Annotated in this window: 10 protein-coding genes; 4 read left to right on the forward strand and 6 right to left on the reverse strand. The window is 55.9% G+C overall.

Annotated elements, in window-relative coordinates; all coding sequences use genetic code 11:
• Positions 1–3,122: PVC-type heme-binding CxxCH protein (locus B2R17_RS13875; protein ID WP_286764450.1), on the reverse strand; the 3,122-nt coding region annotated here is incomplete at its 3' end.
• A 603-nt stretch (positions 3,123–3,725) separates the two neighbouring features.
• Positions 3,726–5,309, reverse strand: a complete 1,584-nt coding sequence (locus tag B2R17_RS13880; protein ID WP_286764451.1) for an alkaline phosphatase D family protein — start codon at positions 5,307–5,309, stop codon at positions 3,726–3,728.
• A gap of 396 nt (positions 5,310–5,705) precedes the next feature.
• On the opposite strand from B2R17_RS13880, the gene B2R17_RS13885 reads away from it, so the two are divergent.
• From B2R17_RS13885 to B2R17_RS13895, 3 genes are all read left to right on the forward strand, one after another.
• Entirely contained in the window at positions 5,706–7,151 is a 1,446-nt protein-coding gene (locus B2R17_RS13885) for an alkaline phosphatase PhoX (RefSeq protein WP_414707319.1), read from the forward strand.
• 365 nt (positions 7,152–7,516) lie between these two features.
• Positions 7,517–8,566, forward strand: coding sequence for a DUF1559 domain-containing protein (locus B2R17_RS13890; RefSeq protein WP_286764453.1), 1,050 nt, complete (start codon positions 7,517–7,519; stop codon positions 8,564–8,566).
• A gap of 1 nt (position 8,567) precedes the next feature.
• Entirely contained in the window at positions 8,568–9,014 is a 447-nt protein-coding gene (locus B2R17_RS13895) for a hypothetical protein (RefSeq protein ID WP_339888135.1), read from the forward strand.
• Between the two features lie 33 nt (positions 9,015–9,047).
• Here the strand turns inward: B2R17_RS13895 and B2R17_RS13900 are convergent, their stop codons facing one another.
• Together B2R17_RS13900 and B2R17_RS13905 are read right to left on the reverse strand one after the other, a co-directional pair.
• Positions 9,048–10,010, reverse strand: a complete 963-nt coding sequence (locus B2R17_RS13900; protein WP_286764454.1) for a hypothetical protein — start codon at positions 10,008–10,010, stop codon at positions 9,048–9,050.
• A 7-nt stretch (positions 10,011–10,017) separates the two neighbouring features.
• Positions 10,018–10,956 carry a hypothetical protein gene (locus B2R17_RS13905; RefSeq protein WP_286764455.1) on the reverse strand — a complete coding sequence of 313 codons (939 nt, stop codon included), beginning with the start codon at positions 10,954–10,956 and terminating at the stop codon, positions 10,018–10,020.
• A gap of 516 nt (positions 10,957–11,472) precedes the next feature.
• Here B2R17_RS13905 and B2R17_RS13910 point away from each other — a divergent pair.
• Positions 11,473–13,827, forward strand: a complete 2,355-nt coding sequence (locus B2R17_RS13910; protein ID WP_286764509.1) for a CHASE3 domain-containing protein — start codon at positions 11,473–11,475, stop codon at positions 13,825–13,827.
• Between the two features lie 42 nt (positions 13,828–13,869).
• On the opposite strand, the gene B2R17_RS13915 is transcribed toward B2R17_RS13910, so the two are convergent.
• Complete coding sequence (locus B2R17_RS13915) at positions 13,870–14,619, reverse strand: MIP/aquaporin family protein (protein ID WP_349676992.1); 750 nt, start codon at positions 14,617–14,619, stop codon at positions 13,870–13,872.
• Between the two features lie 128 nt (positions 14,620–14,747).
• Positions 14,748–15,503: an SDR family NAD(P)-dependent oxidoreductase gene (locus B2R17_RS13920; protein ID WP_286764457.1), complete on the reverse strand. Its 756-nt coding sequence runs from the start codon at positions 15,501–15,503 to the stop codon at positions 14,748–14,750.
• Positions 15,504–15,641 lie beyond the last annotated feature (138 nt).

The raw sequence follows: 15,641 nt of genomic DNA on the forward strand, positions 1-15,641 counted from the left end.
CCAGCCAGTGGCGGGTAGATCCGAACGATGCCTTCGCCGTTGTCACGGTGGCAGGCGTAACAAGATCCTTCTTCAAAGAAGACTTGCTGACCCAGGTTGTAGGTCTGAGCAAACGTCTTGTTCTTGAACTTGTCGGACTTGGTTCGGTAATCCTTCGGTTTGGCGGCACCTTCCAATTTGCTGGCGAGCAATTGCTTGTATTCCACCAACAAGTTTTCTGGATCGAATTGCTTGTCTTCGATCAACTGTTCGACGTCTTCTTTGAGCAGCGGCATGGCACTGTTAAGAGCGTTGCGTATCCAGCGATCCGTTTTCTGGGAGGCGACCGTCAGCAACACTTCCGCTCCGCGTTTGCCACCCAACCATGAACCGGCCGAGAGAGCTTCCAAGCGAACGCGTGGGTGTTCGTCGGTCGCGGCGGTCAGCAAGTACGTCTCAGGTTGATCGAGCAAGTGCAGACAGTGCCGGACGACTCGAACCGCTGCGGAGCGGACGCGGTGGTCTTCAGCTTTCAGGCACTGATTGATTAGCTCGGTGGATGGTTCTTGGTGACCCCAGGTTGCCCAAAGAGCTTCGAGGACCAGGCGTTCGTTGTCAGCGTTGTCGCTGGCGAATTTCTTCGCCGCAGCGAGCACGGCTTGTTTGTCACGACCGCGAAGTTCGAGATGCGAACGTTTGCGAGCGTTGAGTTCAGGCAACTTCATGTTCTCGAACAGTTGCTCGATGTCAGCACCGGCAACGGTTGGCGGTTCGACCAGGTCGCGGTCCGAATGAGTGATGCGATAGATGCGGCCGTACTCTGAGTTCCGCATCGGGTCACGAGCGCTGTGTTGCATGTGACCGATCAGCGTGTTGTGCCAATCGATGAAGTACAGGCTTCCGTCGGGAGCGACTTCCAGGTCACAAGGACGGAAGTTGCCATCGGAAGACTGGATCAAGTCTTGGCGGAATTTGCCTTTGATCTCAACGCCGTCTTCCACCGTCTTGTACTGCTTGATTCCCAGGAAGCCAATTGTGTTGGCGTACATGTAGTCGCCTTGAACTTCATCGGGGAAGTGACGGCTGTAGAGAAACTCCGAGCCCGATGTTGGACGAGCATGGTGTTCGTAATTGAACTTCGAAACCTTTGGAATCTCTTTTGAGTGCGGGACCTTCATCGAGTAACCGAGCATCCAGTACTGCGAACCGCCGGAGGCATCGTTGACGAACGTTTGACCATATTCGTCGTGAGCGACGCCCCACGGGTTGGAAACATCGGACTGCATCACGCGTTCGACTTTCCAAGAGCTTGGATCGAAACGCCAGACGCCTCCGTCGGTCATGCGTTCGGGACCCCAGGGGGTTTCGACCTGCGAGTGCAGGAAACGACCTTCGCACATGTAAATGCCGGCACCGTGGTCGACATCAAATGCTGAGATGGCATGGTGAGTGTCGTGCGGATCGAAACCGTCGAGCAAGTATTCCATCTTGTCGGCGTGGTCGTCTCCATCGGTGTCCTTCAGCAGAACCAAGAAAGGTTCTTGTGAAAGGTAAACGCCTTCGGGAGCCAGTTCGAAACCGATAGGCATGTGCAAGCCATCGGCAAAGACCGTTTCCTTGTCGGCTCGTCCGTCGCCATCGGTGTCCTCGTAAATGAGGATCATGTCGTTGGGTTTGGAGTTGCCTGGTTTGTAGTGCGGGTAGCTGGGCAGGGTCGAAACCCACAAGCGGCCTTGATTGTCAAAACGCATCTGGGCAGGGTTGCCCAGGTTCGGGAAATCCTGCTCGGAAGCAAACATCGAGACTTCGTAGCCTTCGGGCAACGTGAAAGTCTTGAGAGCTTCTTCTTCGCCTTTGAGGTAGTCCGGGTTGCCGTTCTTCTCGCTCATGCGGAAGTTCGTTTCAACTGACGACAGAGGCCGGGTGATCGAGTCATCGACTTCCAGCGTCGACGATTTGCCTTGAGCGATGGCCCAAATGTTTTGGTCACGCAAGACCGTCATTTGGCGGATCTTTTCGATTTCTTCGGGGTAGTTGAAGTTGCCGTAGGGAGCCCAGCGACGACCGTAAGCGTGCACGCCGTTGAGCATGCGGAAGTCATTGCGCCAGAACCACGCTTTGTCTTGGACGGCTTGGTGCAACAGCGAATCGGCGGGGGCGACACCGGAGTCGGCACCGAACAATTGCTGCATGATGACGGGAGCGAGTTTGCGATAACCTGCTTCGGACAGGTGCACGCCGTTGATCGTCAGCGGTTCGTCGGAGGTTTGGAACCACTGCGAGGTGGGTGTGTAGAGATCGATGAAGCCGACGTGTTTTTCATCGGCGACCGCACCGACGGCATCCGAGTACGCCTTGAGGATGGCGTTTCGCTCGTCCGCGTTGGGGAGATTGAACTCGGGGTGTTGCTCCATCGCGATCGGAGTGGCCAGCACCAAACGAGGTGGTTTGGATGCGTCACGTTCGTAGGATCGTGAAAGGGTGTGATCGACGAAGGCACGCAGTTCGTTTTTGAAATTTTCGACCCCGTCCATGCCGTCGAAGGATTCGTTGAACCCAAAGAAGGCAACGATCGTGTGTGCTTGGACAATGGTCAGCCATTCGTCTGGTTTGGGATAATGGCCTTCGCCGTAGTGGGCTTGGATTTCAGGTCGGAACTTCTCAGCACCGGGAAATGCCCACGGGTCTTTCTTGCCGGCTTCGGGGCGGTAGGCGGGCGTGTGGCCCGGGAAGCCCATGTTCCGGAAGGTCAGTTGTTTGTCGGGGAATTGTTTGTAGAGAGCTGTTTCAAACGCATTGAACAACTCCATTCGCGAGGCCAAGCCGTTGCCGAGGAAGGCAATCGTTTCGCCTTGGGATGGTTTCAGTGGCAGCGAGGTGGCGGGCACATCTCCATCGACTTCGACGGGTTGCAGGTATTCCGGACGGACTCGTTTGGTTTGTTGAGTTTCATTGTCCGTGACGGTCGTGATGACTTCGGGGCCGACGGACTCGTCAGCGGACTTGTCATCCGCGTGCGACCGCGACAGTCCTCCGGCGAGGAGGAGAGTTGCACAAGCGAGGCCAACGCGAGTCAGTTTTGACGTCGAAAGTCGCAATTGATTTGCTGGTGGTCGCAAATTGTTTTTGGCTAACAGTTTCATTTTGAGGCAGGTTCTTAGCAGCGAGTTTTGCTCGCCGAAGAAGGTGAGAGGTGGGGAGGTGGGTGAACGTCGTATTCTAGTTCATCGCCCTAGCTTTTGGATCATCGAAGGCGGCGGTAGTCCGATGATTTGTCGCATTTGCCGTGTCCATCGAGCGTGGATGTCTATGGAGTGAGCCGGCGTGCTCGATCGATTGCAATCGATCCTGGTTGCTCAGAAGGCAAGAAGCCATCCGACCAAACGGATGTGGGAAACCACCGTTCGGTGGCGGCAGGTCTCGATCGCTGCACGCTCGGCCTGTGTTCTATCCCGCGAACACATTGGCTGGACAACTGGAAGCCTCCGCAACTGAAGAGATACATCGCCAAATTGCAACACCGTGCAGATGGAGCCAAGCAGTCGGCTCGATGGGTGTTGCTGGAACTCGAAAGAAGGTTCCAGCGGCGGCGGAATTTCTGCATCATCCGAATGGCAAATTTGATTTTGGCATTCGGAGAACATGTGTTCGTTGGAGAAGTTGGCCAACTGCTTGGTCAAACATCGAGCATCCGGCCGGTGACTGTTGAAGTCACCGGCCAAAGTGCAACAATACGATCCTCGTGATCAGGCTTGGTTCAGTTTGGGGGAACCTGATTCGACAACGAAGGAAGTGCGAGCGAATGTTTTGCCGCCTGGTTTCAACACATCGTCGACAACCATGTAGTCGGACTTCCAGCTATCCGGCGTGACGTCGCAGCGGATGTAGCCGCGTTCGGCGTTGTGCCATTTGACACAAGCGTTTTCTGCCAGCACCGCGTCGAGGTTCTTGGGTTTGTCCGGACCGTTGCCTCCGCTGGATAGCGAAGTCGCAACAAACTCAGTGGCAACGAGACCTTGTTCCGTTTGCCGGTCGTCAACGCGAAGTTCGTTGGCCCAGTTGGAGTGAATGTCGCCGGTCAAGACAACAGGATTGCTGACTTGTCGGTCGCGAATGTAGTTCAGTAGTTCCATCCGTTCGTGAGCGTAGCCGGGCCATTGATCCATCGAGAATTGAGGATCATCAGGATCGCCGGAACGGTTGACCATTCCCATCATGACTTGTTGTGCCAGTACGTTCCAAGTGGCGGTTGATCGGATCAGGTTGCGAGACAACCATCCGCGTTGCTTCGTTCCCAACATCGATTGAGTTGGATCCAAGGCGGCGTCGTTCAGTGGGCTCTTGCGATCGTCATTGGGTTGGTCAGTTCGGTACTGACGGGTATCCAGAATCGAGAACTCGGCCAGTCGTCCAAATTGGCCGGAGCGATACAAACGCATGTCGCTGCCACGAGGAATCTGACGCAAGCGAAGCGGCATCATTTCGTAATAGGCTTGGTAGGCGTTGGCTCGACGCGAAAGGAACGAGAGTGAGTCGACGCCTGACTCTTCTGAAATGTCGCAAGCACAGTTGTTGTCAAACTCATGATCATCCCACGTCAGCCACCAAGGACATTGAGCGTGCATGTTTTGCAGCAATGGATCCGATCGATACTGAGCGTGGCGGACGCGGTAGTCACCCAGTGACATGATTTCAGAACCATGGTGAGTTCGGACTTTTCCATTGCGACCGGCTTCGTATTCGTAGATGTAGTCGCCTAGGTGAAAGACCATGTCGACGTTGTCGGCCGCCATTTGCTCGTAGGCGGTGTAGAGACCTTGTTCGTAGTTCTGGCATGAGGTGACGGCAAAGCGAACTTTGTCGGGCAGCTGGTGCGGCAGTGGCATGGTGCGGGTGCGACCGATCGTGCTTTCAGCGTCGCCGCATCTGAATCGGTACCAGTACCATCGGTCGGACTCGAGTTGGTTCAGTTCGACGTGGACGGAGTGACCCAGTTGAGGTGTGGCCAGTTGAGTACCGGATGCAACGACGTTTCGCATCGAGTCATCCGTTGCGACTTCCCAGGTCACCTCGACGTTTTGGGCCGGCATGCCGCCATCGGGAAGCAACGGCGACGGTGCCAGGCGAGTCCACAACACCATCCCGCGATGATCGGGGTCTCCGGACGCGACGCCTAGGCTGAACGGGTTGCTTGAGAACGAGATCTTGGCGTCGGCCCAGGCGTGTTGGGTCGATAGCACATAGGCGGGCAGTGCGCCGGTGAACGCGAGGAACCGCCGACGATTCCAGGCGGCGGAAGAGACTCGATCAGCGTGGGTTGGTCGTGACATGGGTGGCTCGGTGTGTGTCAGGCGGGATCGGCAAAACGAAAATCAAATGGCATCGCGTCAGCCGGTGAAGACAGGAAGGCGATTTCGATCGCCCCCGCAGGCTCTGGCGGCCATTTTGCGGGAAGTGTATCGACCGCTCATTTTGAACCAATGTGATCCGCGGTTGCATGCTTCGATTTCGGGAAAACTTCACAAATTCGGTCGATGGCTTTTATGAACAAACCATGAAGTTTGTCGTTTGGTGCAAAACAGCGAGATGCGTTTGAACACAAATTCGATACTCTGTCGCGAAATCGGCAGTGGGCGATCAGGCGTCCCACAGCCGTGTTCTATCCAAGCCAGTTTCAATGGATCGGCTGGGCTGATCTGCCTCCATACGATCCCTTTCCGATAGGAGTGGTCTGCATCGTGACCGATCGCAATCGTCGACAATTTCTCAGCGACAACTTTTCCGCCTTGGGTTCTTTCGGTGTGACCGCGGCTTTGGCCGGATTGGGGCAACGTGTGGTACGAGGCGAGCAGCCCGACGCCGTATCAACTTTGCGACCCACATCAGATGACACGACGGGGTTGCCGCTGTTGCGATTGCCGGAAGGGTTCCGCTATCGCACGTTTGGTTGGACGGGTGACATCATGGCCGATGGAATACCGACCCCGGCCGCTCATGATGGGATGGGAGTGATCTCTGGAGAGGGCGATGTGTTGACGCTTTGTCGCAACCACGAAATAGGCGACGACGGTCGAGCGATCGCGATCAAATTGGGGCATGCCTATGACAGTCGAGCTCAAGGCGGTTGCACCGAGTTGCGGTTTGACAGTGCCAAAGGGGAATGGCTCGACAGCCGTGTGGTGTTCTCCGGATCCAGTCGCAACTGTGCCGGTGGCGTGACGCCGTGGGGAACTTGGCTGACCGCTGAAGAGACCGTGTTGGGACCTCTCGATGCCGACCACTACAAGGCCGACAAGGTTCGCACGTTCGAGAAGACTCACGGTTGGGTCTTCGAAGTCGGCCACACCGATGACGATGGCAATCCGGTGCCATTGAAAGACATGGGCCGCTTTGTTCACGAAGCCGTTGCGATCGATCGAAACAGCGGCATCGTGTATCTCACGGAAGATCGTTCGACGTCGGGCTTCTATCGTTTCTTGCCCAACACGCCTGGCAAGTTGGCCGATGGAGGACGCTTGGAAATGGCGGAAGTCGTCGGTCAGTCTGACTTGCGTGGCGGTTTCCAAAACGGTACCCAGTTCGATGTGCGTTGGCACTTGATCGATGACCCAACGCTGGCTCACAGTCCTGAGTCGCTGAAGAACGTTTCGAAAGAAGGCGAAATCGGTGATGAGTTGGGTGTCTTTCGGCAGGGGCAGGCGAAAGGTGGCTCGGCGTTCTCACGCCTCGAAGGGTGCTGGTTCGGCAACGGCGTCGTGTACTTCGACGCGACCAGTGGTGGTGCGGCGAAGGCGGGCCAAATTTGGCAGTTCGATCCAAAGCAGCAAACGTTGACGTTGTTGTTTGAATCGCCCAGCAAGCCAACCTTGAACATGCCCGACAACCTATGTGTCAGTCCTCAAGGTGGTTTGGTGCTGTGCGAAGACAATGACTACGGAGCCAACGAGTATCCGCAACGAGCGTTCACGCTTTCGCAAGATGGACGATTGAAGTTGTTGGCGGAAAACAACGTTCAGCTCCATGGAGAAAAGAACGGCTTCCAGGGTGACTTCCGAACCAAAGAGTGGGCCGGAGCGACGTTCAGTCCCGATGGGAAATGGTTGTTCGTCAATTTGCAAAGCCCCGGTATTACCTGTGCCATCACGGGACCCTGGAAAGACGCCTTCGCCTGAGTTCCCGGGCGCGGCGAGCTGGGGATCGGTCCAAAGGTCGAATGGTTGATACCGGCTGGTCTCGTTAGCCGGCAAATCAGTTGTGTCGTTTTCTTCCTCCTTTGAGGACGGCAATGTTTGTCGAAACTCCATTTCGGCGGCGGAGGTGGATTTTCGCGCTTTTTGGCCTTCGGGGGACCCCAAGACGGTGTATTCTGCGATCTCTTCATGGTTTTTCACCTTGAACATCGTAAGCATCAGAACAACGAAGTTTCCCAGGTTTGCGACACCATTTTGCGTGTTGCCGAGGTTCTTTCGGGGGGGTGGGTGGCGTTTGCGGTCGTCTGTGGTGAATGCATCGACACATTGCAAACAGGCACGAGGCAATGAGACGAACGACACAGCCGATTGGCAGCAAAAGTGGCGAGATCGCAGACGACTTAGCGAAGCCATCGCGATCTGGATTCACGTTGGTTGAGTTGCTGGTCGTTATTGCGATCATTGGAATGCTGGTGGGGCTGTTGTTGCCCGCGGTCCAGGCGGCTCGCGAAGCGGCACGACGGGCCGATTGCAGCAACCGATCACGTCAGCTCGCCTTGGCGATTCACAATTACCACTCGGCATTTCGCAAGTTGCCAAGAGCGTGGTGGTTGGAGACTCCACCGAAGGCGTTCAACGGTGGCAACTGGATGATGTCGATCTTGCCACAGCTGGAACAACAAGGGCTGTACGACCAAATCGATCAAAGCATCTTGCCGGTCGATCAACTCAGCTCCGACAACGTGGCCGCTTTGCAAACGCCGATGTCGATGTTTATCTGTCCTTCCTCGCCCGGTGGAATTGAGTCACGGCGTTACTTGTTCGATTCCAATCCGGCCGGATTGCCATTCACGGCGACGAATTTAGCCCCGGCGGATTTTTCCCCGACCACGGGTGTGCGTGGAACGTATGCGAACTTCGCCTATGGCGCGACACTGAGTGGCGGCCGCGAAGGTGCTCTTCAGGTTGTCAGTGCAATTTTCGGTGGCGACCAAGACGGCCGTTTTGCCGACATCTTGGATGGATTGTCTCACACAACTTTGTTTGGTGAACGCACGGGCGGCAACGTGGTTTACAGCGCTGGTCGCGAAGACCCGGTTGCCACCGCCGCATTGATCGGCGTCGAAGGCGGCGGTTGGGGAGATCTGCTCAACGGCGAACACTGGCTACAAGGTTCTTTGCGAAGTGGATTGAGTTGGCCTCCGGTTGGTGGACCCTGTGCGATCAACTGCACCAATGCTCGAGGGTTCGGGTTCCACAGCTTTCACTCAGGCGGTTGTCACTTTGCATTCGCTGATGGCTCGATTCGCTTTATCAACACCAGCATTGAACCGCTTGTGTTTTCGTCCAACATCACGCGACGTGGCCGGGAAGTGATTGCTGAAGATGGGATTTAGGATGTTGAAACGGCGAAGGGTTGCAGCTGTGGGAATTTGTCAGCAGTTGAGTTTGGTGTTGTTGATCGGGCTGATGGTTGGTTGCACCAGCAAGAAGCCTGACGATGGAATGGTTCCGGTGAGCGGCGTTTTAGAAGTGGACGGCCAGCCTGCGGTCGGCGTCGTCATTGAGCTGCATCCTCAATCCAATGCACCGTCGCTGGCAAAGGGGATCACATCGGAAGGTGGGCAATTTGAAATCAGCACGCTGACGCAAGGTGATGGAGTGAAACCGGGGACGTACGATGTCACCTTCGTATGGAGCGAGTTCAACATTGTGACGCGTTCTCAGGAAGGCGATCGATTGAACGGTCGCTACTCAAAACCTGACCAGTCATCCATTCAGTGGACGGTGCCGGACGGAGACTCTTGGGACGCCGGGACGATTCAGTTGTCCAGCAAAAAGTGATCGCATTCAAAATCGACGTCGTTGGCGTCGAATTCACTGAGCGGCTGCGATCACCATCAAGAACAGCAATGCCAAGGCAACCGCACCGCAGATCGTGAGCACGATTTTCGCAGTGGAGTAGGGGGCGGTTCCTGTCAGGTCCTGCGAGTTTTGCCCGCTGATGACGACTCGGTAGAGCTGATCGTGATAGCGATACGCCATGACATAGGCGGGCAGTGACAAACGCCGGGTGGTCAGACCTTTGACAACGGTTTCGACGTGAACGTTTCGAAAGCTTGAGCCTGGAATTTGGGTTCCCTCAACGTGCTTCTTTGCCATCAAACGCAACGCGTCACGGACTTGACGTCGTGCCTGAGATCGTTGCACATCAAATTGCTCTCTCGTCACACCGTCTTCGAGGTTGGGAGTCGCTCGTGCGGTGCGAAGATCCAGTCGCTGGCTGACGGCAACCGCTTCCGCTTGCGAGAGTCCACGTGATGCGGACACGAGAATGTTTTGAAACACCACATCGGTTTGACCAGAGTGAGGTGCCCAGCTTGATCGTCGTGAATTGGCGTTGGAGTCTGCCGCCCAACTGATTTTGCACTCGGTGTCGAAGACCCATGCGACCCAGTACAGCGGATGCAGGTCATCGACGTGGGAAGCGGAGGTCAGATCGCTGGGGCGGAACCAACCGAGTGAACCGAGCCATTGCCGGAGAGCACGCTGAGCATCATCGGGTGTCAGCATGAAGGGCAGATAGGCTTCGGTTTGTTCCATCGGGTCGACGATGGTTTCGATCTCAACGATTCCATCGCAGAACGAACATCGCGGGGCTTGATGCTCTGGATCAAACGCGACCGCAGCACCGCAACCCTTGCAACGTAAGATCTTCGCAGCGACTTGCTGTTTTGCGGTTTCGATTGGAGGGGACGATTGACCACAAATCGAGCAGCGCAGGTCGCCGTGTTCGAGCGGCGTGTCGCAGCGAGAGCAAACAGAAATGATTTCAGGCATCGTCAACTCACTGCATGGCGGAAAGAAGAACGATGGCGGCGATGAACAGCAGCACGGCTCCGACGACCAATGCGATTTTGGTGGTCGATGTGGGCACGCTGCCAGCGACTCGCCCGGTTTGTCCATTGACCAAAATTTGCACCGGAGGTTGGTTCTCGTCGTAGCGGACGGCAAAGCACCAGATGGGCAGAAGCACGAGGTCGATCACTTCGCGAGAGAGTTGTGTGCGATGTTCCAGGTTCCGATGGGAATCACCGGGCATGAAATGTTTCAGTTGCGAACCGACTTTCGCGATTGTTTCGCCATGTGCCAACTGAAAACAAGTCGCTTGGTCTTTGGAGGGGAGTTCCGCCAGCCAACCGGTGATGATCGATGGTGAATACCGACGAAGGGCTCGCAAATCAAACGGTTCAATCGCTTCCAGTGAATCGTTGTCGGTGCCTTTGGATGCGGTCACAATCACGTCCAGGACATAGCACGAATGTTGCCCGGTCAGGTTCCGCCATTCGGTTTTGGTGACGGTTCGAGTTCGTGTGACACTTTTGCCATTGGAATCGGTCGTTGTGTAGGTTTCCGTTTCCGTGTAGTTCTCACCGATGCTGGCGGAATACTGGGTATCGGCAACGGCGCCATACAAGTACGCTGGCAGATAAACTCCACGCGTGCAGTCTGGTGCGGCTCGTTTGAAATCGGAGCGAGCGAACCAGTGGGCTCGGCCGATCCATTGTTTAACCAGCTGTGTGGCTCGTTCTTGGTCCACAACAAAGCCAATCGCGAATGTCGGCGTGGGGCGGTTCTTTGACGGAGGACGCTGGATCACCGATGGTGAGGCACAGTACGGGCAAATCGTCGCCAGCATGCCCGACAGACCCGTCAACGCAGCACCACACGATTGACACGCAATCTCCTGCAGTTCAGGTTCGGTCGTCATTTCCGCGGTGGGCATTCCGGATGGGGCTCGCTTTGTCTAAGACGGTCATCGGTGAAGAGGTCGCCAGTGAACAGGCTCGTTTTATCCCGGATCGGGGCGCACGACGCCTGCTTTGATAGCAACAAAAATGGAATCAATCGACACGTGAGCTCTCCAGGTGTCGAGGTCGGCTAGGGACGGAAGGTGTACATGCTTATGGCGGTTCATCAGTGCTTTCGCGAATGAAAGCTTGACGAACAGCCTGAGAGGATACACTCAAAAGGAATCGCGGTTTTCGAACCGGTCAATGGTCCATCCGGTGCGATGGATCAGCGGAATTGACCAAACCGCGAAGATGGATTTCAATTCCTTTTCTGACAAGGATGACAATCTGAGTAAGTTCCACTGGATAGGGAGCGGAAGAGTTTTTAGCTTCCGCTGGCGAGCTGTGTCCCTTGTCTCCGCATTGGAGTGGAAAACAGTCGGTGACATCGACGCATCGTGGCCCGTCTTGGTGACGCCGCCCAATTCGAAGCGTTCTTTCACGCGAGGATGGAAGCACGGGTGAATTCGACCGCAACGACCGAAAATCAACGAAGCCTGACTCGCAGTTTGGTCAATCCACTCGCGGTTGCCGTGGTGATGATCGTGCTGATCATCAGTGGGGTGATCGCATTTCACAACATCCGTGAATTGCAGGAAACGCGACTCAAAGTTGGTTTGACGCTGAAGGTTTTGGCGTCTTTAGCGGAGATCGAGGGCGCCGTGATGGATGCCGAACGTGGGCAACGGGACTACTTGATCACGGGCGATCAGCGGCATTTGGAACCTTTCGAGGAAGCTGTCAAGCGCACGACGCAGAGCCTTGATCAATTCGAGAAGCTGACTCAAGACCATGCGGTCCAGCGAGCCAAGTTCGACTTACTTCGGGACAATGTCGAAGATCGAATCACGCATCTCAATGCGGTGTTGGATATTCGAGCCGAAGAAGGTCCCGAAGCTGCTCGCGACGCCGTGATCCTGAATTTAGATCAGAACTTGATGGGGAAGATCGACGATCTGGCGATCTCGATGCGAAAGATCGAAGAGGATCTGTTGGTTGTCCGCGAAGCAATGGCGACGCGAGCTTATCGCAGCGGGATTGTAACCTCGGTTTCGTCCACGTTGATCGGTCTGATTCTTGTCGGCAGCGTGCTGTATCTGCTGGAACGCAATCGCCGGAAGGCAGAACGGGATGCGTTGATGTTGAACGCGACTCGGGAGCGAGTTCAGTTGGCGTTGGATGCGGCGGAAATGGGAGCTTGGAATATCGACCCCGAGACGAGCGCCCTTCAAACCGACGAACGCTATCGCCGAATTCACGGTGTCGAACAGAAGGAAATGACGTTCGAGGATTCTTTGAAACGGATTCACCCGGATGATCGAGCAAGGGTTCGGCAAGCGGTGCGAGCATCGATGTCACCGTTGGACCCCTCGCCTTATTCGGTTGAATACCGTGTCGTTCACCGGGACGGTTCTATCCGTTGGGTATCGAGCAAGGGGATCGCTCGGGCTAGCCGACGCCGCGGCAAAGCGGTGTTGACCAGTTTCGATGGAACGGTCGCGGACGTGACCGAACGCAAACGCCAAGAGGAACGTTTGCAACGAAGCGAGCAAATCGCGTTGGCGGCCAATCAATCCAAGAGCGAGTTCTTGGCCAACATGAGCCATGAGATTCGGACTCCCATGGCGGCCATTCTCGGTTACGCGGATGTCTTGCTTGGCCACTTGGAAGACCCCGACAATCGCAATTGCGTGATGATCATCAAGCGCAACGGCGAGCACTTGTTGTCGTTGATCAACGACATTCTCGACTTGTCTCGCATCGAGGCTGGCAAGCTCAGCGTGGACGCGGAGTCGGTTCCGTTGCCGCGATTGGTGGGCGACATCCAGTCTTTGATGCAGGTCCGTGCGGACGAGAAAAATGTCGACTTCCAAGTTGAGTTCGAAGGTCGCGTTCCACAATCGATCGAGACCGATCCAACTCGCCTGCGTCAAGTGTTGATCAACTTGATTGGCAACGCGATCAAGTTCACCGACGAAGGCAAGGTGAGATTGAAGGTTCGCTTCATGAAAGGTGCCGATCCTCCGGTCGTTGAGTTCTCGATTGTCGACACCGGAATCGGTATCAGCAAAGAACAGCAGGACCGATTGTTCAAGCCGTTTTCGCAAGGCGATGCCTCGGTGACGCGAAAATATGGTGGCAGTGGCTTGGGGCTGGCTATCAGTCAACGATTGATCGAGATGATGGACGGCGAGATGTCGCTGGAAAGCGAGCTCGGTGAAGGGTCAACGTTCTTTGTCCGGTTGCCCGTTCATTCGGTCGAAGGCATCGAGCTGGTGACACCCGATTTGGTCAAACAACCATCGCGTCCGGAGGAGTTGCTCGCGGAAACTCCGAAATTGGACTGCCGCGTTTTGGTGGTCGATGATCGCAGAGATGTTCGCCACATCAGTCAACACTTCCTCGAAAAAGCGGGAGCGAAAGTTGACACGGCAGAAGATGGTCAGCAAGGCGTGGACGCTGCCATTCAAGCTCGTGACTCGGGGCATCCATACGACTTGATCGTGATGGACATGCAGATGCCCGTCGTCGATGGGTTACAAGCGACTGCGCTTCTGCGTTCGGCGGGGATTGATTGGCCGATCATTGCGCTCACCGCCGACGCGATGAAAGGTGACCGAGATCGATGTCTCAACGGCGGGTGCGACGACTATTTGTCAAAGCCAATCGACCACATCAAATTGGTTAGCATGGTCGCCAACTACACCCAAGAAATGGATGTGAGCGAGTTGGTTGAACGTCGCTATTTGCGAGCCAATCAATTGCAACAAAAGATCGAACGCGAAGGCCGGGCACGATCTTGATTCAGAAGCTGCGTTTGCGTCCAGTTGGTAGATCAACAAGGCCTACAAGAACGCGTTGACCAGGGCAGCCAAGGCGGCACCGGTGAGCGGCCCCAGCACGGGAACCCAGGCGTAGGCCCAATCGCTCCCTTGTTTTCCCTTGAGCGGTAGCAAGGCATGAATCAATCGCGGACCGAGGTCACGGGCTGGGTTGATCGCGTAGCCGGTGGTTCCGCCCAGCGACAAACCGATGCCGAACACGAGCAAGCCGACGGGAAGCAAACCAATCGAGCCCAGTCCGAGCACCGGGTCCGTGTCGACCGGTTCCGGTCCAGAGCTGAAGCCGGGAGCGACCATCAAGAAGATAGGCAAAATCAACGCGAAGGTGCCGATCATTTCGCAGACAAACGCTTGTGGAAGTTTGCGAATGCTCGGTGCGGTGCTGAAACAGGCCAGCATGCTATCGGGGTCATCTGACGCTTCGCGAAAATGTTCGCGGTAGAAGACATAGACCAGAACTGCTCCGGCCATGGCACCCAACATTTGAGCCCCGATGTACCCGCCACTATCGAGTAGGCCGAACTCTGTGTCGGCCCAGTACATCGCGAATGTGACGGCTGGATTCAGGTGTGCGCCACTGAATTCGCTGGCGCAGAACGCTCCGATGAAAACGCCGATGCCCCATCCTGCGGCAATCACAATCCAGCCTCCGTTGTTCCCGTTTGTCTTTGGCAGAACGACGTTCGCGACCACTCCATTGCCAAACAAGATCAGGAACATCGTCCCAACAAACTCTGCGACGTACGGATGCATGGTTCCACCTTTCTTCAGTTTCAATGTGACTGGCAAGACGCTGGAACGCGAGGGTTTGGTAGCCAATCCGCTTCAGCTCCAACGGTTCACTGAATGAGAGGGGGCCTCCGATTATCGGTGAACTGGCACTAACCTAACGTTTGGCCGCCATCGACGGGGAGCAGTTGGCCGGTTGTCATGCTGGTTCCCGTCGCAAAGAACAGCACCGCGTCGGCGATGTCTTCTGGCTGAGATGCCTTGGGCAGTGGGTAATCCGCGACCATCTCCTCGAGGTCCCAATTGGGATTTCCCTGTCGAATCCAACGGCTGTCGATTGGGCCGGGGCACACGGCGTTGACGCGAATTTTTGGGGCGAGAGATCGAGCCAGCGATTTCGTGAGCGTGTTCAAGCCACCTTTGCTGGCACAATACGCGATCGAGGAACCTGAACCGGTGATCCCCGCGACGGAGCTGACATTGACGACGGAGCCACCGTCGCCTTCGCGAAGCAATGCAGCGGCGGCCCGTGTGACAAAGAAGGGACCTTTCAAGTTCACGCCGAGAATGCGGTCCCACATCGGCTCGGTGAGCGTTTCGAGATCGGAATGTTCAATGAACTCGGTAGTTGCCGCGTTGTTGATCAGGCAATCCAGTCGTCCGAAGGTTTCGCCAATCTGATGGACCATCGCGCGGACATCTTCATCGACCGAAACATCGCATCGGACCAACATGGATTTCACGCCGAGGTCTTCCACATCGGCGGCGGTTTGTTTGGCCTCCGCCTCGCTGCGTGAATAGTTGACGACAACATCGTGACCTTGCCGGGCCAGTCCGATCGCACAGGCTCGACCCACACCGGTGGCTGCGCCGGTGACCAAAGCAACGGGACGTGATGAAGAAGACATCGAGAACTCGGTGGGAATCGAAGAAGGCAGTCGAAATCAAACGGATCGCTGAACTACAGCGTCGGCAATGAAGCTTTGGGCGGTGCCGAAGCGGCTTTCGCGGCCAGGTTGCGAACCAACGAGCGAGCGACTTGGTAC

Origin of the sequence: Rhodopirellula sp. UBA1907 (genome assembly GCF_002337565.1) — a bacterium.
GTDB classification, from domain to species: domain Bacteria; phylum Planctomycetota; class Planctomycetia; order Pirellulales; family Pirellulaceae; genus Rhodopirellula; species Rhodopirellula europaea.

Bases quoted from the DNA above. Each gene is read 5' to 3' on its own strand.
- B2R17_RS13905 (WP_286764455.1), bottom strand. From the start codon at position 10,956: ATGCCCACCGCGGAAATGACGACCGAACCTGAACTGCAGGAGATTGCG.
- B2R17_RS13915 (WP_349676992.1), bottom strand. From the start codon at position 14,619: ATGCATCCGTACGTCGCAGAGTTTGTTGGGACGATGTTCCTGATCTTG.
- B2R17_RS13910 (WP_286764509.1), top strand. From the start codon at position 11,473: ATGGAAGCACGGGTGAATTCGACCGCAACGACCGAAAATCAACGAAGC.
- B2R17_RS13880 (WP_286764451.1), bottom strand. From the start codon at position 5,309: ATGTCACGACCAACCCACGCTGATCGAGTCTCTTCCGCCGCCTGGAAT.
- B2R17_RS13920 (WP_286764457.1), bottom strand. From the start codon at position 15,503: ATGTCTTCTTCATCACGTCCCGTTGCTTTGGTCACCGGCGCAGCCACC.
- B2R17_RS13890 (WP_286764453.1), top strand. From the start codon at position 7,517: ATGAGACGAACGACACAGCCGATTGGCAGCAAAAGTGGCGAGATCGCA.
- B2R17_RS13900 (WP_286764454.1), bottom strand. From the start codon at position 10,010: ATGCCTGAAATCATTTCTGTTTGCTCTCGCTGCGACACGCCGCTCGAA.
- B2R17_RS13895 (WP_339888135.1), top strand. From the start codon at position 8,568: ATGTTGAAACGGCGAAGGGTTGCAGCTGTGGGAATTTGTCAGCAGTTG.